Origin of the sequence: Sinorhizobium sp. 8-89 (assembly GCF_030124325.1) — a bacterium.
GTDB lineage: Bacteria > Pseudomonadota > Alphaproteobacteria > Rhizobiales > Rhizobiaceae > Sinorhizobium.
On the sequence record NZ_JASKLR010000002.1, the window covers coordinates 285,915 to 303,905 of the forward strand.

The window sequence follows — 17,991 nt, forward strand, 5'->3', positions numbered from 1 at the left end:
CCCGCAAATTTAGTGGGAAAAAATCCGCTTTTGAACTGTCACTATAGACAGTTACATGTGTCACTTGAGCCTGACAGCATCTGCCCATCGCGCAAAAACGATGGAGCGAAAGATGATCAGGATTCTGAACGGCAACGCTCGCGGACAGCACCCGCGGGCCATCGACGAAATGTTCCGGCTGCGCAAGCGCGTGTTCCATGACTTCTTGAAGTGGGACGTGAAGACCGACGGCGAGTGGGAAATCGACCACTACGACAAGGCGAACCCTCTCTATGTCATGTCGTACTCACCGGAAACCGGAAAATTACGCGGATCGCTGCGGCTGCTGCCGACGCTTGGGCCGAATATGCTGGATGATACATTTCCAATCCTGCTCGGCGACAATCCCGAAATCCGCAGCGCCTCCGTCTGGGAATCGAGCCGCTTCTGCATCGATCCGGATATTTCGCAGGACCGCTCGTCGAACCAGGTGACGATCGCCGCCGCGGAACTCATGTGCGGCGTCGGTGAACTCGGCCTTGCCTCCGGCATCAGCCACATTGTCACGGTCACCGATGTCTTCCTGGAAAGGATGTTCCGGCGCATGGGGTGCCCGGGAGAACGCATTGCCGAGCCGCACCGGATCGGCTCCGTCTATGCCGTGGCCGTGGCGTGGGAAGTGACCCGAGAGCTGCTCGATACGATGAAGCATGTCGCCGCGATCGACGGAACCGTGCTTGAGCGCCCGATGTCGCTCGAAACCGCACGGGCCGCCTGACGAGCCTACGGCGCCGCGCGTCGTATCAGACGCGCAAAAAATATGTCGTAGTACTTTGAATTGCCGCATGTTTTCGTCCTTAGGTCGGCTACAATCTAAGGACACATGCAGTAGCCGGGCCGCTCCGCGGTCCGGACCTCTTCTCTTTGCTGCGGTTCTCATTAACGCAAACTCCGCCTTGACGTTGCGCTGTCACGGCAGCCCTTTATGATATGGAAAACCGGAGTTGCCGTCGCCGTCCTTGAAAAAAAGGATCGCGCCGGATTGCAGGAAGAGACGAGAGCCAGTGTCCCGGAGTATCGTGTCCCGGAACTTCAAGCGCGTGGCGGTGGCCCTGCTTCCGGCGCTGCTGGCGATGGCCGACGGCGCGGCGGCCTCGACCGTTTGTGAACGCCTGAACGCTCGACTGGCCGATCTTTCGACGATCGTTACCCCGGCAGCCAACCTGCGCGATTTCACCGGCGCCGTCTCCCGCCAGAACATTGAGCTCCGTCGGGCAAAAAATGAGCGCCGTCGCATGGAGTGCAGCACCGGCAGTGTCGTCGTGATCGACGGCGATAATGGCGAGGCATGTGCCGCGCTCGATGAGACGATCGCCCGCATGGAGGACAATCTTCAAAGGCTCAAGGCGCACCGCCGCTCGTTGATCTCGGGCGACACGGGCGACGCGCGCCGGCGTATTCTCGCAGCGCTGGAGTTGAACAGTTGCCAGGGTGAGGCGGGCGCGGAGCCGATCGAAGGGCAGGACGAGTTCGCCAGCGCCGACGCCGATCTCCCCCGCAACATCCTCAGGGATCTCCCACCTGACAGTGAAGATTACCCACTGCTGAATGACGATGCCGGAATGCAGGATTTTCAGTTCCTCAGCGAAGAGCCGGCCGGCAGTCTCAGGACCATGTGCGTGCGCACCTGCGACGGAGCCTTCTTCCCGATCTCCTCAAATGCAACGCCGGCAGATTTTGCGCGCGATGCCGAACTTTGCCGGGCACGCTGCCCCGGTGCGGAGACGGAACTCTACTACCACGCCCTCGCGACGGAAGAGAGCGACCAGATGGTCTCGGCCTCGACCGGCAGGCCCTATACCGAGCTGCCGACCGCATTTGCCTACCGCGCGCGTGGCGTCGGTGCACCGGGGGTCTGCGGCTGCCGGATCCCAAAAAGTCCGGCTACGGATCTCGGCAAAGCGACGATGGGCAGCGAACCGTCGGTCATCACCATCAACGGCGACCGGAAGCCGGCCGAGGGTTCGGCGCAAGCAAAGCCCGTGAAGGAACGGCCCTACGACCCGAAGAACAGCAAGGTCCGTGTCGTAGGCCCGGCATTCCTGCCGCAGGAGGAAAGCGCTATCGATCTCAAAAACCCGCTCGGTCCCGGTTACCAGCCGATCCAGGGCAATTGAATTGTTCTGCCGCAGATCCTGTGTTCGAGCGCCCGCGGACACTGCACTGCCTACTCCCACAACGGTGCAGATATTGCGTTTTTCCCATGGAATCTACACGCGGTTTCGCCCTTGGATGCCCCACCCTTCCTCGAAGACCAGATCCTCGACCGGCAGGCGCTGACGCCATCCTTTCACCGCGAGTTCCGGCTGTTGATAGAGCCGATCGACGAATCCAAGGCAAAGCCAGGCGACGATTTCGATATGCTCGGGTATGCCGAGGATCGACTTGATCTCCGGCTCGTGGAAGATACTGACCCAGCCGACGCCGACACCTTCCGCACGTGCGGCGAGCCAGAGGTTCTGGACCGCACAGACGGTCGAATAGACGTCCATTTGCGGATTGTGCGTTCGTCCAAGCACAACCGCACCACCGCGTGTTCGATCGCAGGTGACGCAGATGCTGAGCGGCGCCTGGCGAATACCTTCGAGTTTCAGCGAGCGGTATTTCGTCTGCGCCTCGCCGGAGAACATAAGGGCTGCTTCCTCATTGGCGCGCTCGAATGCCTTCCAGACCCTCTCGCGCGTCTCTTTCTGGCGGACGAGAACGAAGTTCCAGGGCTGCATGAAGCCGACCGAAGGCGCGCTGTGGGCGGCACCAAGCAGACGGGCAACGAGCTCGTCCGGCAGCGGATCGGAAAGGAACTCGTCGCGCACGTCGCGGCGTGTCTCGATGGCGCGGTAGACGGCGGCACGCTCGTCCGGCGAAAAGGCTCCGGCCGCCGCAAGGCAGCCAATCGGGTCAGGTCGCATCGTTCGATCCCCAACAATGCACAACCTCCCGCCGTCCGCGCGGGGCCGGTCTATCTCGCCAGGCCGGTCTTCTGACTTTGGATCATCCAGCCGCGCCGCCTTCCCAAATCGCATCAAGATTCAGTGGCAAAGCCCTGCAACAAGAACAGAACTTTATTTCGGCGCGGCCGTCCCCATCACAGCGTTGGGCACGTTCCGGACTTGCACCGGCTTCCCGATTCTCCCGCCGCGGCGGGCACCTGACGGCCGCATATGGACACAGGCGTCGGCGAAAGGCAAGACGAGCGAAACACCTCGCCTGTGCGACCCTTCGCTTGTCAAACGCAGAGCGGCCTGATTTCAGAGCGGCGCCGACGGATGCGGCGAGCCGTCATAGGCCCCCCAGATCGATTGGTCGAAGCAGATCACCGAACCGGTCATGAGGCCCGATTCCGCCGAGGAGAGATAGGCGCAGGCGCGCGCGACCTCGGCCGGATCGACAAGCCTGCCGAAAGGCTGGTTCGCCGCCGCCTTCTCCAGCCAGTCCGCCGGTGCGTCATGATATTCGCGCTGGATGCGATCCTCCCCCTCCGACGCCATCCAGCCAATGTTGAGCCCATTGACGCGAATACGGTTGCGGAGAAGCGCGTAAGCCGTGTTCTTGGTCAGCGTCTCCAGGGCGCCTTTCGACGCGCAATAGGCGGCGATGAAGGGCTGACCCGCCTTGGCCGACATCGAGCCGATATTGACGATGGTGCCCTCGATCTTCTCGCGCCGCATCACCTTCACGGTTTCCTGCATCAGGAAGAAGGGCGCTCGCACATTGATCGCGAACATGCGGTCGAAGAGTTCCGGCGTCGTGTCGAGGATCGTGCCGCGATCGGTGATCGCGGCGGCGTTGACCAGCGCGTCCACTCGGCCGAACTCGCTGTCGCAAGTGGCGACCACCTCGCGGGCATCCTCCACCCGTTCGAGATCGGCCGGGACATAGACCACCTTGGTGCCGGTCGCCTTGCTGATTTCGGCCGCTTTCGCCTCGCCTTTCGCGGCATTGCGCCCGCAGATGACGATACCGGTCGCGCCCCGTTCGGCAAAGAGCGCGGCGATCATCGCGCCGAGCCCTTGCGTGCCACCGGTAACGATGGCGATCTTGCCATCGAGACGACCATAATCCGTGCTCATGAACTCCTCCTTGGGACAGATTGCAGTTCCAGGCTCCGCACGCGGCGGCCGACGCCTAACTCGGGCCTTGCTCAGCTTTTTTTCTTCGCTGCCTGCGCCGCGAGTGCTTCCACGAAGGTCTCGGTATCCCAACCAGCCGCGAGTGCTTCATGCATCAGCTGCGCCTGCGTCTTCGGCGCCAGGCCGCCGAGCGGCGGATCGCGATCGAGATTGGTCGGGAACGAATAACCCTCGGCGCAGGAGGCAATCGCATTGGCGATTTCGGCCGCCGAGAGCTTCCCGTCGGCAGCGAGCGCCTTCAGGGCGGGATAGAGCACGCCGCACATTCGCTCGCGATCGACTGTTTCCATCGCGCGTCCGAAGGCGGAGGAGACCTGGAGGAGATTTGCGACACGCTTGATGTCGGCCGAGCGGTTGGTGCCGGCGGCATGAAAGAGCGCCGGGTTGAAGAACACTGCATCGCCCTTCTCAAGCGAAAGCTGGACGTGGTTCTCGTCGAAGTAGGCTCTGAATTCCGGTCGCTTCAGCGCGAGATAGCCGGGCACATAGGTCTGGCTGTAGGGCAGGAACAAGGTTGGCCCGCTTTCGAGCGGCATGTCGCAATGGGCAACGGCGCCTTGCAGCGTCAGCACCGGCGAGAGCTTGTGCACGTGCGCTGGATATCGCTCGATGAGCGCCGACGTCTGGAAGCCGAGATGATAGTCTCGATGCGCCGATTGCGCCGCCCCGCCCGGATTGACGCGATTGACCTGCGCCGTCATCTGGTAGTTCGGCCCAAGCCAGGCCTCGCTGACGAGCGCGATGACCGCGTTGCCATAGTAGGCCGCGAAATTTTCGGGAGCGCAGAGGCAATGCTTCTCCAGCGAATTCCAGATCCGGTCGTTGGCGCCCGGTTTGGCGAAATGGTCGCCGCCGCCACTGTTTGTGCGGTGTTGCTCCTCGATGATCTCGTCGAAGATGCGGCTCGCCTCGTCGATAACGCTCGTGTCCGCGAAGGCGCGCTTGAACACGGCAACGCCCGGCCCTTCTGCAAGGACCTCGCAAATCTCCGCCAAGGCCGCGCGCCGGCCATCGTCGGTCGCGCAATCGGCAATAAGGCTGGCGCTGTCATAGATCAGAACGTTCTTCTGGCAATCCGCCGCATGCGGATAGTCTGCCGGGTTGGTGCGGCGCTCGACCTCGACGCGAAACGCCTCGATGCTGCAGGAATCCTCCGTCAGCCATACGCGTTCGACGCGCATCCTCGCCGTGTTGTCGGTCTTCATCGGGCATTCTCCCTCGCAAACCACTTTACCGACTATACGGGTCGCCCAATTCTGAGATAGAGCAGAAATCCATCAAAAAACCATCAGGAGCCCTGGGGTGGCGCACCCGTTTCTTGTCAAGGATATCGCATTCCAGGCAGGCGTGAGCACCGCCACGGTCGACCGGGTGCTCAATGATCGCGCGGGTGTTCGCCCGCAGACGAAAGCCCGCGTCAAGGCGGCGATCCGCGATCTTGAGAAACAACAGGCCGGCATGGAGGTCCAGGGGCGGAAATACGCAATCGACGTGGTCATGGAAGCGCCGGAACGGTTTACCGACGCCGTGCGACGCGCTTTCGAAAACGAAGCGACGACCTTCATGCCGACGAACTTCCGCTGGCGCAGATATCGCGCGGAAACGATGCGAGCGCATGAGATCGCGCAATTGCTCGACCGAATCCGCCTGCGCGGCACCGATGGCATCGTCCTCAAGGCACCGGATGTGCCCGAGGTGACCGCTGCCGTGGCACGGCTCGAAAGCGCAAGGATTGCGGTTGTGACGCTTGTCACCGACCTTCCCCACTCCGCCAGAACGGCCTATGCCGGCGCCGACAACCGCGCAGCCGGCGAGACCGCCGCCTATCTGATCGGCGAGCGCTTTGCCCATCAGGCAGCGACCGTATTGGTCACGATCTCGAGCAACCGTTTCCGCGGGGAGGAGGAACGGGAGATTGGGTTCCGCCGGATATTGCGCGCACGCTACCCCTCGATCGGCATCGTCGAGATCAGCGAGGGTTACGGCAAGAACGAGGAAACCGGCGTCCTCGCGCTTGAGGCGCTAATGCGCCATCCCGAGATCAACGCCGTCTATTCGATCGGTGGAGGAAACCGGGCCGTGCTCGCCGCTTTCCGTCAGCTCGACCGCACTTGCTCAATCTTCATCGCTCATGACCTCGATCAGGATAATCTGGAACTCCTGAGGGACGGACGCGTGCATTTCGTCCTGCATCACAACCTGAGGACGGACGCGCGAACAGCATTTCGCGCCATCACGAGGAGAAGAGCCGCTCTGCCCGGCTCCGGAAGCCAACGCCTTTCCGCGATCGAGGTGATCACACCTTACAATCTGCCGGTTGCCTGAGGCGGCATCCACGCTGCGAGGGAGTCACTCCGGCTGATACCGCACGAACGCAAATGCCTCGCCCGACGGCGACCAGTTCGGAACGTTCATCGTCCCCTGCCCGCCGAAGAGCTCGAACAGGACCCGCGCATTGCCGCCTTCCGGGTCCATAAGGCGAAGCCTGACGTCAAGGTCGCGTGGGTGATCGAAGACATCGCCGTCATAGGAAAGCACCAGCAGGTGCCGGCCATCGGGCGAAGGATGAGGGAACCAGTCGCCATAAGGGCTGTCGGTAATGCGTTGCACGTCGCTGCCATCCGGGCGAATGCGCCATATCTGCATGCGACCGGTGCGGCTCGAATTGAAATAGATCCAGCTCCCGTCCGGCGACCAGTCCGGTCCGTCGTTGCGGCCCTCGCCCGTTGTCAACCGACGCTCGTCGCCGCCTTCGACCGGGATCGTGTAGATGTCGAAGATCTGGTCACGGATGCCGCAGTAGGCAAGCGTCTTTCCGTCCGGCGACCAGCCGTGCCAGTAGGACGGCAGGTTCGGCGTCACCAATCGGGGCGAACCGCCTTCGATCGGCAGGACGTAGATCGCCGACTTGCCGAATTCGGTCTTGTCGCTGATGACGAGCGTTTGGCCATCAGGGGAAATACCATGGTCGTTGTTGCACTCCCGGGCAAAGCCCGTGTCGATCTCCACCGGCTCGGAGCCGTCGAGCGCAAGCCGATAAAGCCGGCCATCGCCATTGATGATTAGATAGCGTCCATCCGCCGACCAGTTCGGCGCCTCGACCAGCCGCTCGGTCTGCCAGACGACGCGCGCCTCGCCGCTGCTGAGATCGAAGATTTCCACCGAACTGCGCATGGACTAACCCCGGTCGCGGAAGCGATTGGTAATCGGATAGCGCCGGTCGCGACCGAAGTTCTTCTTGGTGATCTTCACGCCAGGAGCCGACTGGCGGCGCTTGTATTCGGCGATGTAAAGCAGGTGCTCGATGCGATGGACCGTCGGCTCGTCATGGCCACGCGCGACGATTTCCTCGGTGCTCATCTCCTTCTCCACGAGGCATTCGAGGATGTCGTCGAGCACCGGATAAGGCGGCAACGAATCCTGGTCGGTCTGGTTCGGCCGAAGTTCGGCCGACGGCGCCTTGTCGATGATGTTCCGCGGGATGACTTCACCCGTGGGCCCGAGCGCCCCCGGCGGCACGGCGCCGTTGCGCCAGCGCGAAAGCGCATAGACCTGCATCTTGTAGAGATCCTTGATCGGGTTGAAGCCGCCGTTCATGTCGCCATAGAGCGTGGCGTAGCCGACCGACATCTCGGACTTGTTGCCGGTCGTGACGACCATCGAGCCGAACTTGTTGGAGATCGCCATCAGGATCGTCCCGCGCGTGCGGCTCTGGAGGTTCTCCTCCGTGATCCCGGATTCGGTGCCCTCGAATGCATCCGAGAGCGCGCTGAGGAAGCCCTCGACCGGCTCCTCGATGGCAACGATATCGTAGCGGCAGCCGAGCGCCTTGGCGCAGGCCTCGGCGTCCTTCAGCGATTCTTGCGACGTATATCGGTAAGGCAGCATCACCGTGCGCACCCGCTCCTCACCAAGCGCATCAACCGCTAGCGCCGTGCAGATCGCCGAGTCGATGCCGCCCGACAGGCCGAGCACGACATTCTTGAAGCCATTCTTGTTGACATAGTCCCTGAGGCCCAGCATGCAGGCGCGGTAATCCGCCTCTTCGCTTTCCGGGATGCGTGAATTGAGCCCGTTGGATGAAGCCCAACCGTCCTCGCCCCGCCTCCATTCCGAGATTGCGACCGCTTCCTCGAACTGGCTCATCTGGAAGGCCAGCGACTTGTTCGCATTGAAGCCGAAGCTCGCACCGTCGAAGACCAGTTCGTCCTGTCCGCCGAGCTGGTTGGCATAGATCATCGGCAGGCCGGTCTCGATGACCTGTTTCAGGACAACCTGATGGCGGACATCGACCTTGCCGCGATAATAGGGCGAACCGTTGGGGGAAAGCAGGATTTCGGCGCCGCTTTCCTTGAGGGTCTCGCAGACGCCGAGATCGCCCCAGATATCTTCGCAGATCGGTATGCCGATGCGCACGCCGCGGAAGTTGACGGGACCCGGCATCTGGCCGGCGTCGAACACACGCTTTTCGTCGAACTCCCCGTAATTCGGGAGGTCCACCTTGTCGCGGACCGCGATGATCTTGCCTCCGTCCAGGACGGCGATCGAATTATGGCGGAGCGCTCCGGCCTGACGGGGAAACCCGATGACGACGCCCGGCCCGCCATCAGCCGTTTCAGCGGCGAACTTCTCGACCGCCTGCAAGCAGGCCGTCAGAAACGCAGGTTTCAGCACGAGGTCTTCGGGCGGGTAGCCAGAGATAAAGAGTTCGGTGAACACCAGCAAATCGGCATCCTGGCGCGCCGCGTCCGCGCGCGCCTCGCGTGCCTTCGCCAGATTGCCGGCGATGTCGCCGACCGTTGGATTGAGCTGGGCCACGGCGATCCGTAGCGTCGAGGGAACGGCATTCTGTGCAGTCATGAGCGGCCCTGTCGGTCTTTTCTCAGCGAATACATTCTGACGTACGGCATGTTCTATCGCATACCGCGACAAAAAACCCACAGCCAATCGCAATCAACTCAAAAATTCCGAAAAATTCTGCGTTTCCGGCCCTTTACGCGGGGAGACGACGATCTTTTGCCGCGCGCGGAACTTGCAACCAACCGCGCTGGTTTACCCATTCATCCCCCGTTCAAGATGACAGTCGTATGACAGTTAGACGAAGGATTTATGAAATTGGAGAAGCTCTTGGCCAGTATCGATTCCGCCGCCGCGAGACGCTCCCAGGCCTATATCGACAGGTCTGGCTCCTCCGTCAGAAACGCCAAGACACTGGCCGGCACGCGCAGCGCGTTCTTCTCTCTTTTCATTGCTGCAGCGCTTGTGTTCGCGATCGAGCTGATCGTCCGCCAATCCTTTGCCGATACCGTCGCCTATTTTATCGACCCGATGCGCCCCGCCTGGACGACGGTTGCGGCATTCTTCCTCGTTCTGCTTGCAATCGACGCGCTGTTCGGCCGCGAGCACAAGGCGGGCCTGTTGGTCGTGCCGCTCGCCGTTCTTCCGGCCTTTGTCTGCCAACAGAAGCAAGTCTTCCTCTCCGATCCACTTTATCCGACCGATTTTCTCTTCGGCCGGCAAATCATGGAGCTGATGCCGGTTCTCGTTAAAGACCGGCCGGGGACCGCCATTGGCGTCGTCGTGGGGCTGATCGCCATGGTCGCCGTTATCGGCCTGCTCCTGCGCTATGCGTGGCGGAACTTCCCCAAGCTGACGCGCAAGGAGCGTATCGTTCGCGCCGCCTTCGCCCTGCCCCTGCTCGTCGCCTTCTGGCACATCATGGATTACAACCAGTTCTCGTGGATCCGCGACCGGCTGAGGGTCGTTCCCATCATGTGGGACCAGACCGAGAATTATCGTCACAACGGCTTTGCGCTTGCCTTCGCGATCAACCTGCCGATGGCCAATGTCAACGCGCCTGCGGGCTATATGGCCGACGCGATCGACCGCATTCCGGTCAAGCCGACGCCTGCCGGAACGACGCATCGCGGCAAGCCCGACGTGATCGTGCTGATGAGCGAATCCTTCTGGGATCCGACCCGTCTTCCAAATGTGAAGCTTTCGCCCGATCCGATGCCAACGGTCCGCGAAATGCAGGTGGGCAACGTCTTCTCGCCGGAGTTCGGCGGCATGACCGCCAATGTCGAATTCGAGGCGCTGACCGGGTTCTCAAACGCGTTCCTGCCCTATGGCAGCATTCCTTACCAGCAATATATCCGCAACCCGATCCCCTCGCTGGCGACCTTCTTCCGCAGCGAAGGCTATGTCTCGCGCGCCATCCACCCCTTCCAGGGCTGGTTCTGGAACCGCACCGCCGTCTACAAGGCCTTCGGCTTCGACACGTTTCGCTCGGAAGAGAACCTGCCGGTGATGCAGAAGCGCGGCATCTTCGCTTCGGATGAAGCGCTGACGAAGGAAATCATTCGCCAGGCGGATGCCATGGAGGACCCCTTCTTCTTCTTTACGGTGACCCTGCAGGGCCATGGCCCCTATGAGCCGAACCGCTATGCGAAGAACACGATCAAGGTCGAAGGCAATCTCCCCGAAAGTGACCGCCAGGTGCTCGCTACCTATGCTCAGGGCATCAAGGAAGCGGACGACAGCCTGAAAATGCTGATGGACTGGGCGAAGAACCGCGACCGCGAGACGATCATCGTGCTCTTCGGCGATCATCTGCCGCCGCTCAACACCGTCTACACCAATACCGGTTACATGAATGACGTGACGGCGTCGCGTAAGGGTTCGAAGGAGCAAATGAAGGCGCAGCATGAAACGCCGCTCGTCGTCTGGTCGAACAAGACCGGCCCGAAGAAGAACATCGGAACGATCAGCCCAGCCTTCCTTTCCTATCAGATCCTCAAGCAGGCCGGTTACGAGCACCCCTATTACACCGGCTTCCTCGGCAAGGTTTACGACCAGTACCGCATCCTCGACCGCTATATGGTGGTTCGCAAGAATGGCAAGGACATTGCGGAATGGTCGCGGCAGCCGAAGATACCTGCGTCCCTGCGCGATTACCGCTTCCTCCAGCACGACATGATGTTCGGCAAGCGGTACAGCACCGAACGTTTCTTCAAGTCCCACGCCGAACTCTTCCCCGTGGGCTCCTGAGATCTCGACGGGCGGGGCGCAATCTGCCTCGGCCGCTGACAAAGCCTCTCACGCTTTTGCCGGTCGGCCATTCTCACGACGTCGAATGATCGCACGTGACCACAAGTCAGTGCCGCACCGCGTTCCGCCGACGCGGTCCCGGCCGACGCGGTCCGGGTCACTCTCGAAAAGAAGGGAGACCTCTACCTCGCCGCGATGTTCAGCGGCCCGCCGGACCTGAGCGTCACGGGTACCGCTGCCAGCTCCAAGGTCGCGGCCTCTTCCGTGGGGTCCCGCCTTGCCAGCCTCAATGGTGGCTTGCTGAACGCCGTTCTCGGACAGATGCTTGGCACCACCGTCTCGCTCAAGGTGATGGACTACGAAGCTCTGATCGATGCCGATATCGACGTCCAGCCTTTCCTGAAGACAATCGCCACCCGCCTGAACCTGACCGCTGCATCCTACGAGGACGTGCTGACGGCCGATTTGACGATGCCGCAGTTGCTCGCGTCGATGAGACTTGTGCAGGGTCTGTCCGGCACCGTTACCTCCGCTCTGAAAACGATCGAACTCGCCGCCGCCGGCAACAAACAGACCTTCACGCTGGCCCAGGTCCTCAATATCGACCCGAAGAAGAGCCTGAGCGTCAACGCCGGATCGGATTGGGCGATGAAGGTCAGCGCCTTGCAGCTCGTTTCCGCGGCGGCAGCGATCGCCAATGGCGACCGACAGATTGCCCTGGATGCCGTTGCCGGTCTTCCGGGTATCGCGTCGACGCAGTGCCCGGCATCGCCTTAATCGCCATCGGCGACGTCGACCCCACTATCCTCGCGAGCTTCTCTGCCGATGCGAGGGTGACGCCCGCGCGCCTCGTCGATGCGACCGCCCTCAAGATCGACGCCATCGCCCAAGTCGAATCCAAGAACCTTCAGGCGTCGCGCCTGAGCTTCAGCCCGAACCAAGTCGCGTCGCGGACGATCAAAAGCGTATCGACGAAGGATATTCTCACCTCGACCACCAAAACCCTGCTCAACAACCTGAACGCCGAGATCCATGTGGGGCCTCTGTCCCTCGGAACGCCGACATTGCTGCAGCAGGCACTGGCGCAGACGCTGGGCTCCGTCACCGCACCCGTCGATGAGCTGCTTTACAACCTGCTGCTATTGGTCGGCGTCCGCATCGGCGAGGCCGACGTGCGCGTCACCGGCGTCAAGTGCCAGCCGCCGGTTTTGGTCCAATGACAAGCATTGGCAGCGACCGGCCGCGATGACATCGCTGGCGGGAACAGTGACGCGTTCTCATCCAATTGATCGGCAAACTGCCGCCACTACGGGCGTGGCGTGCGGAAACTTCGTCTGAACGAAACAACGGACTTGCACGTTCGGCACAAGGTAGGAATGCTAGAGAACGACCAGAGCGAGTTGTGTGTTGCCCCGGAACACGCGTCGATTGCCATGTTCCGATGCAGCGCCCTTGAGGACATGCGTGCAGATGCAGCGGGTTGCGGGGAAGGAAAGCGTCGAGCAAAAGAGCCCACCCGGTTTCACGGTGGAGGCATTGCTGCAGAACCCGGAATTTCGGTCGGTCCTGCAGATCGGTGCACGCAACCTGATAGCGGTGAATGACCTCTTCCCCCGCGTCGCACGCATGGTGGCGGCCCACCAGAAGTGGATGCTGACCCACGCGGCCTATGCGCTCCACCTCGAACGCGACCGCAACAATCCCGACTCTGGCGTCACCGCGGCACGCTTGCTGAAGCTGATGCGCGATACCGGCGGTGCGAGCCGCAACACCGCGACAGCGTTTCTTGCCGAATTGGTCGCCTATAAACTGCTCCGCCCGACCAACGGCGGGCGGACGAGGAGGACACGCCCGCTTGAGCCGACGGAGATCAGCCAGCATGCGATGCAGCTCTGGTTCAAGAGCCAGATGACGACGCTCGACCTGCTGGACGGCGGAACCAGGGTCGAACGCATAGAGGCCGATATCGCCATCTTTGAACGTGCTCAGCCGCTTGCGGCCCGGCGCCTCCTCGCTGACAGGAAATGGACGCAGCCTCCACAAGGGGTCGCCGTCTTCGTCTGGTCGGAGTCTGGCGGCATACTGCTCGATGACCTGATGGCGCGCCCCTCGAGCCTTGTTCCCGTCGACGGAAAAGTTTGGATCAACGTCAATCTGGCGACGCTCGCAGAGCATTACCTGATATCGAACACCCATGTCCGCCGGCTGTTTTCAAACGCAGAAAAGTCCGGCTTTATCGGCAGGCCGGATGACGGCACGCGGGGCCGGTTCTGGCTGAGCGAACAATTGATCGATGAGTATGTCTTCTGGCAGGCCGTCAAGTTCGAAGCGTTGGCGAGCGCTTTCGAGCGGGCGGCCACGGAACCGGCTCCATAGGCGAGCCCTGTCAGCCGCGCCCTTGGGCAAACTGCGGCAAGCGGTCGTCGATTTCGTAATAATCGCCCTTGTCCGCGCAGTAAATATGATAGCCGGGTTCGAGCCGCGTCGGCGCCTCGAATGTGCCTGCAAGGATCGACGTATAGTCGAGTCCCTCGGCTTTCCAGAAAAGCGCCGATCCGCAGAACCGGCAAAAGCCGCGCTGCGCCTCCGGGCTCGAACGATACCAGGTGACATTGTCCGCCCCTTCGACGTCGATGTCGCTGTTCTGCACATTCGTGGCGGCGTAATAGAGGCCTGTCTGTTTCCTGCACTGCGAGCAATGGCAGAAGATGATCTCTCTGAGCTTCCCGCGCGTCTTGAACCGCACAGCGCCGCAAAGGCAGGCGCCTTCATGAGTCTCCATTCCGTCCCCGTCCCCCATTTTCCAAGTCAAACAAAAGCCGGGCCAGCTTTATCGGCTGGCCCGGCTCTGTCAAATTCAGATGACGCGCTGGTCGTTCAGAAATTTTGAACCAGCACTACACTCTTCCGGTCAGCCGTTGACGACCATTTTCTTCTCGTCGCGGCCACCCTTCATGCGCTCGGCGAGCAGGAAGGCAAGTTCGAGAGCCTGATCCGCATTCAGGCGCGGATCGCAATGGGTGTGGTAGCGATCGGCAAGATCGTCGCCGGAAAGCGCACGTGCGCCGCCGGTGCATTCGGTGACGTCGTTGCCGGTCATCTCGATGTGGATGCCGCCCGGATGCGTGCCTTCCGCACGGTGAATCTGGAAGAAGCTTTCGACTTCCGACAGGATCCGCTCGAAGGGCCGGGTCTTGTAGTTGTTGAGCGTGATCGTGTTGCCGTGCATCGGATCGCAGGACCACACGACCTTCTTGCCCTCGCGCTCGACGGCGCGGATGAGGCGCGGCAGATGCTCGGCCACCTTGTCGTGACCGAAACGGCAGATCAGCGTCAAGCGGCCTGCCTCGTTTGCCGGATTGAGCAGGTCGATCAGTTCCAGCAGGCCGTCGGCGCTAAGCGACGGGCCACATTTGAGACCGAGCGGGTTCTTGATGCCACGGCAGTATTCGACATGCGCATGGTCGGGCTGACGCGTGCGGTCGCCGATCCAGATCATATGGCCGGAGGTCGCATACCAGTCGCCGGACGTCGAGTCGACGCGGGTAAGCGCCTGCTCGTAGCCAAGCAGCAGCGCCTCGTGGCTGGTGAAGAAATCGGTCTCGCGCAGGCTCGGATGGTTTTCCGAGGTGATGCCGATCGCCTTCATGAAATCCATCGTCTCGGAGATCCGGTCGGCGAGCTTGCGGTAGCGCTCGGCCTGCGGGCTGTCCTTGACGAAGCCCAGCATCCATTGATGCACGTTTTCGAGGTTGGCGTAGCCGCCCATTGCGAAGGCGCGGAGCAGGTTCAGCGTTGCGGCGGACTGGCGGTAAGCCATGACCTGCCGCTCCGGATTGGGCACGCGGGCCTCTTCCGTGAACTCGATGCCGTTGATGATGTCGCCGCGGTAGCTCGGCAGCGTCACGTCACCCTGCTTCTCGACGCCCGAGGAGCGCGGCTTGGCGAACTGGCCGGCGATGCGGCCGACCTTGACCACCGGCTGCTGTGCGCCGAAGGTCAGGACAACGGCCATCTGCAGGAAGGCGCGGAAGAAGTCGCGGATGGTGTCGGCGCCGTGCTCGGCAAAGCTTTCCGCGCAGTCGCCGCCTTGCAGCAGGAAACCGCGGCCCTCGGCAACATTGGCAAGAGCAGACTTCAGACGCCGCGCCTCGCCGGCAAAGACCAGCGGCGGATATTTCGCCAGGCGTGCTTCCACTGCCTCGAGCGCTGCGAGTTCCGGATAATCCGGCACCTGCTGAATGGGTTTCTGCCGCCAGCTGTTCGGAGTCCAAGTCTGTGCCATTTCCATCACCTGTTATCTGACGCGGGGGCCCGCGCACGTCGCGCCGGCGGTGTTCAAACCGCCCGGTATTCGGATTTCCATGATCCAAGCCGCCGCGCCCGCCCCGAGCCGATGACTTCGCGGATGCGGCTTATAAACGTTAACATGGGGCTTGGAAAGCCATTCTACCAGAAAACATCGGCGGCCGCTTTGCCGACTCCAAGTGGCTCAAGCGACCCTTTCGCCCTTTCTGACCCTGTGGGACGGCTGATACATGGTCACCAGTTCTTCGGACGCCGTCGGGTGGACGGCCATCGTGCGGTCGAAGTCGTCCTTGGTGCACCCGGCCTTCAACGAAATTCCGAGCAATTGCGCCATTTCGCCCGCATCGTGCCCGAGGATGTGCGCGCCCACCACCTTGCGGTCGGCGGCATTGACCACAAGCTTCATGATCATCTTTTCCTTGCGCCCCGAAAGCGTGGCTTTCATCGGGCGGAACTCGGCGCGGTAGACTTCGAGCTCATCGAATTTCCGCGCGGCATCTTCTTCCGTCATGCCGACCGTGCCGATCTCCGGCTGCGAGAAGACGGCCGTCGCGATGAGGTCGTGATCGGGCGAAGCCGGATTGTTCTTGTATTCCGTTTCGATGAAGCACATCGCCTCATGGATCGCCACCGGCGTCAGCTGTACGCGGTCGGTCACATCGCCGAGCGCGTAGATACCCGGCGCGCTCGTGCGCGAGAAGGCATCGACGATGATTGCGCCGCGCTCATTGACCTTGACGCCCGCATTCTCGAGACCAAGGCTCGCGGTGTTCGGCACGCGGCCGAGAGCGAGCATCACCTGGTCGACGACAAGCTCGCCGTGCTTCATCGTCTGGGCGACGCGTCGGCCGTGCGCGTCGTTCGATACAGACTGGATGATATCCTCGCAAAGGATGCGAATGCCCTTCTCTTCCATCGCCGCATGCAAGCCGCGCCTGAGGTCCTGATCGAAGCGCGAGAGAATTTCCTTGCCGCGATAGATCAGCGTCGTCTCAACGCCCAATCCGTGGAAGATGTTGGCGAACTCGATGGCTATATAGCCGCCGCCGGCAATGAGGATCGATTTCGGCAGCTCGGCGAGATCGAAAGCCTCGTTGGAGCTGATGCAGAGCTCGTGCCCAGGAAGCGCTTCGTGCGGGCTCGGATGGCCGCCGACGGCGATCACGATTCGCTCGGCCGTCACCGTCTTGCCGCTCGCCAGGAGCCGCACCGCGTTGGGCCCCGCGAGTTCGGCGCGGGTATCAAGCATTTCGGCGCCGGCATTGGCGAGCCCCTTGCGGTAGAGGCCCTCCAGACGGGTGATTTCCTGCTCCTTGGCGGCAACCAGCTTCGCCCAGTCGAAGCGGCTTTCGCCAACGGTCCAGCCGAAGCCCGCCGCATCCTCGAAATGTTCCGAATATTGCGAAGCGTAGACATAGAGCTTCTTCGGTACGCAACCGCGGATCACGCAAGTGCCGCCGTAACGGAACTCCTCCGCGATCGCCACCTTCTTGCCGAGCGCCGCTGCCAGCCGCCCGCTTCTGACGCCACCCGAACCACCGCCGATCACGAAGAGGTCATAGTCGAAAGCGGTCATGGGAGAACTCCTGGCGCGGTGTTGCGGTCGAAAGCATTTGGGTTGGAAAGGCGAGGCACGGAACCGGGCCTGCCCTTGTCTTTGATATAGTATTGGGACGCGAGAAAAGAAAAGCCCGGATCGCTCCGGGCTTTATGCACAAGCTGTCGGCCTGCTGCATGTTTCCTTAAAATCGTGTCCGACTTAAGGATAAAACACGTAGCAATTCAAAGTGCTACAGCGACCTTTCCGCGTCTGATAAGACGCGCGGCGCCGTAGCCGCAGCTTATTGCTGCGCCGGAGCCTGCGTGCCGGCGTCGGCCGCAGGCGCGCTGCCGATGGTCGCATCGAGCGACTTGGTGGCGTCGTTGGTCAGGTCGCGCGAAACGCCGGCGGCCCAGATATCCGCGGCCTTCAGCAACTCGCGGGAAGCGATCGGACCATCGTTCAGCAGCTTCTTGCCGGCGGGCGAGGCATAGAAATCGGTGATCGCGTTCAGTTCTTCGACCGAGAAGGTCTTGGCGTAAATGGCAGCGGCCTCGCGCTCCAGGTCCGCACGCCGGGAGGCAAGAGCGAGCGCCTTCTCGTCGACCGTCGCAGTGATCAGTTCCTGGTGGTTGGGCGAGGACTGAATAAGCGTATTCTTCAGGCGTTCGGCGAGACGCGGCAGAATGTTGTCGAAAGTGTTGGTCACGCCAAGCGCAGCGATGGTCGCGCGGGCTGCCTTGATCTGATCTTCCGACACGTCCTGGGCGCGAACTGCCGGAACCGCAACCGAAACGAGGACGGCAGCAGCTGCGAAAGTGCGGGCAAGACCTGTGAGTTTGTTCATTTTTATCCATGCTCCTGTGTTGGCACATGTCGCCCGGCCGATTGCCGCCGCCAGGCAGATATGTGCGGAAACCTATT

16 protein-coding genes and 1 riboswitch are annotated in these 17,991 nt (G+C 61.8%); of the genes, 7 read left to right on the plus strand and 9 right to left on the minus strand.

The features are described from left to right. Positions 1 to 112: 112 nt before the first annotated feature. Together QN219_RS05825 and QN219_RS05830 are read left to right on the plus strand one after the other, a co-directional pair. Positions 113 to 757, plus strand: coding sequence for an acyl-homoserine-lactone synthase (locus tag QN219_RS05825; protein ID WP_283998641.1), 645 nt, complete (start codon positions 113 to 115; stop codon positions 755 to 757). Between the two features lie 355 nt (positions 758 to 1,112). Further along, entirely contained in the window at positions 1,113 to 2,156 is a 1,044-nt protein-coding gene (locus QN219_RS05830; RefSeq protein WP_283998922.1) for a DUF2865 domain-containing protein, read from the plus strand. A 93-nt stretch (positions 2,157 to 2,249) separates the two neighbouring features. Here the strand turns inward: QN219_RS05830 and bluB are convergent, their stop codons facing one another. The 3 genes from bluB to QN219_RS05845 form a co-directional block, all read right to left on the minus strand. Then, positions 2,250 to 2,948, minus strand: a complete 699-nt coding sequence (gene bluB, locus QN219_RS05835; RefSeq protein ID WP_283998642.1) for a 5,6-dimethylbenzimidazole synthase — start codon at positions 2,946 to 2,948, stop codon at positions 2,250 to 2,252. 43 nt (positions 2,949 to 2,991) lie between these two features. Next, positions 2,992 to 3,206, minus strand: a riboswitch (cobalamin riboswitch). 81 nt (positions 3,207 to 3,287) lie between these two features. After that, positions 3,288 to 4,109 (minus strand): SDR family oxidoreductase, encoded by an 822-nt coding sequence (locus QN219_RS05840; protein ID WP_283998643.1) that lies wholly within the window; start codon positions 4,107 to 4,109, stop codon positions 3,288 to 3,290. 71 nt (positions 4,110 to 4,180) lie between these two features. Next, positions 4,181 to 5,374 carry a phytanoyl-CoA dioxygenase family protein gene (locus QN219_RS05845; protein WP_283998644.1) on the minus strand — a complete coding sequence of 398 codons (1,194 nt, stop codon included), beginning with the start codon at positions 5,372 to 5,374 and terminating at the stop codon, positions 4,181 to 4,183. 97 nt (positions 5,375 to 5,471) lie between these two features. Here QN219_RS05845 and QN219_RS05850 point away from each other — a divergent pair, with 97 nt between their 5' ends. Then, on the plus strand, positions 5,472 to 6,494 hold the full coding sequence (locus tag QN219_RS05850) for a LacI family DNA-binding transcriptional regulator (RefSeq protein WP_283998645.1): 1,023 nt from the start codon (positions 5,472 to 5,474) through the stop codon (positions 6,492 to 6,494). A gap of 24 nt (positions 6,495 to 6,518) precedes the next feature. Here QN219_RS05850 and QN219_RS05855 read toward each other — a convergent pair whose 3' ends face one another. Together QN219_RS05855 and QN219_RS05860 are read right to left on the minus strand one after the other, a co-directional pair. Next, a complete protein-coding gene (locus QN219_RS05855) occupies positions 6,519 to 7,343 on the minus strand; it encodes a TolB family protein (protein WP_283998646.1) in 825 nt (274 codons plus the stop codon). A gap of 3 nt (positions 7,344 to 7,346) precedes the next feature. Continuing rightward, positions 7,347 to 9,029, minus strand: a complete 1,683-nt coding sequence (locus tag QN219_RS05860) for an NAD+ synthase (RefSeq protein ID WP_283998647.1) — start codon at positions 9,027 to 9,029, stop codon at positions 7,347 to 7,349. Positions 9,030 to 9,296: 267 nt separating this feature from the next. Between QN219_RS05860 and QN219_RS05865 the strand changes: the two genes are divergently transcribed. The 4 genes from QN219_RS05865 (at position 9,297) to QN219_RS05880 (ending at position 13,595) form a co-directional block, all read left to right on the plus strand. Then, complete coding sequence (locus QN219_RS05865; protein WP_283998648.1) at positions 9,297 to 11,219, plus strand: LTA synthase family protein; 1,923 nt, start codon at positions 9,297 to 9,299, stop codon at positions 11,217 to 11,219. A gap of 195 nt (positions 11,220 to 11,414) precedes the next feature. Further along, a complete protein-coding gene (locus QN219_RS05870; protein WP_283998649.1) occupies positions 11,415 to 11,996 on the plus strand; it encodes a hypothetical protein in 582 nt (193 codons plus the stop codon). Beyond that, a complete protein-coding gene (locus tag QN219_RS05875) occupies positions 11,978 to 12,439 on the plus strand; it encodes a hypothetical protein (protein ID WP_283998650.1) in 462 nt (153 codons plus the stop codon). The genes QN219_RS05870 and QN219_RS05875 overlap by 19 nt, the downstream gene beginning before the upstream one ends. Positions 12,440 to 12,689: 250 nt before the next feature. Next, positions 12,690 to 13,595: a hypothetical protein gene (locus tag QN219_RS05880; RefSeq protein ID WP_283998651.1), complete on the plus strand. Its 906-nt coding sequence runs from the start codon at positions 12,690 to 12,692 to the stop codon at positions 13,593 to 13,595. A gap of 10 nt (positions 13,596 to 13,605) precedes the next feature. On the opposite strand, the gene QN219_RS05885 is transcribed toward QN219_RS05880, so the two are convergent. The 4 genes from QN219_RS05885 to QN219_RS05900 all read right to left on the minus strand — a co-directional run bounded on the left by QN219_RS05885 (position 13,606) and on the right by QN219_RS05900 (position 17,914). Further along, positions 13,606 to 14,001, minus strand: a complete 396-nt coding sequence (locus QN219_RS05885) for a GFA family protein (RefSeq protein WP_283998652.1) — start codon at positions 13,999 to 14,001, stop codon at positions 13,606 to 13,608. A 129-nt stretch (positions 14,002 to 14,130) separates the two neighbouring features. Beyond that, positions 14,131 to 15,504, minus strand: coding sequence for a class II 3-deoxy-7-phosphoheptulonate synthase (locus QN219_RS05890; protein WP_283998653.1), 1,374 nt, complete (start codon positions 15,502 to 15,504; stop codon positions 14,131 to 14,133). A gap of 207 nt (positions 15,505 to 15,711) precedes the next feature. After that, positions 15,712 to 17,103: a glutathione-disulfide reductase gene (gene gor, locus QN219_RS05895; protein ID WP_283998654.1), complete on the minus strand. Its 1,392-nt coding sequence runs from the start codon at positions 17,101 to 17,103 to the stop codon at positions 15,712 to 15,714. Positions 17,104 to 17,368: 265 nt separating this feature from the next. Next, positions 17,369 to 17,914: a DUF2059 domain-containing protein gene (locus tag QN219_RS05900; RefSeq protein WP_283998655.1), complete on the minus strand. Its 546-nt coding sequence runs from the start codon at positions 17,912 to 17,914 to the stop codon at positions 17,369 to 17,371. Between the last annotated feature and the right edge of the window lie 77 nt (positions 17,915 to 17,991).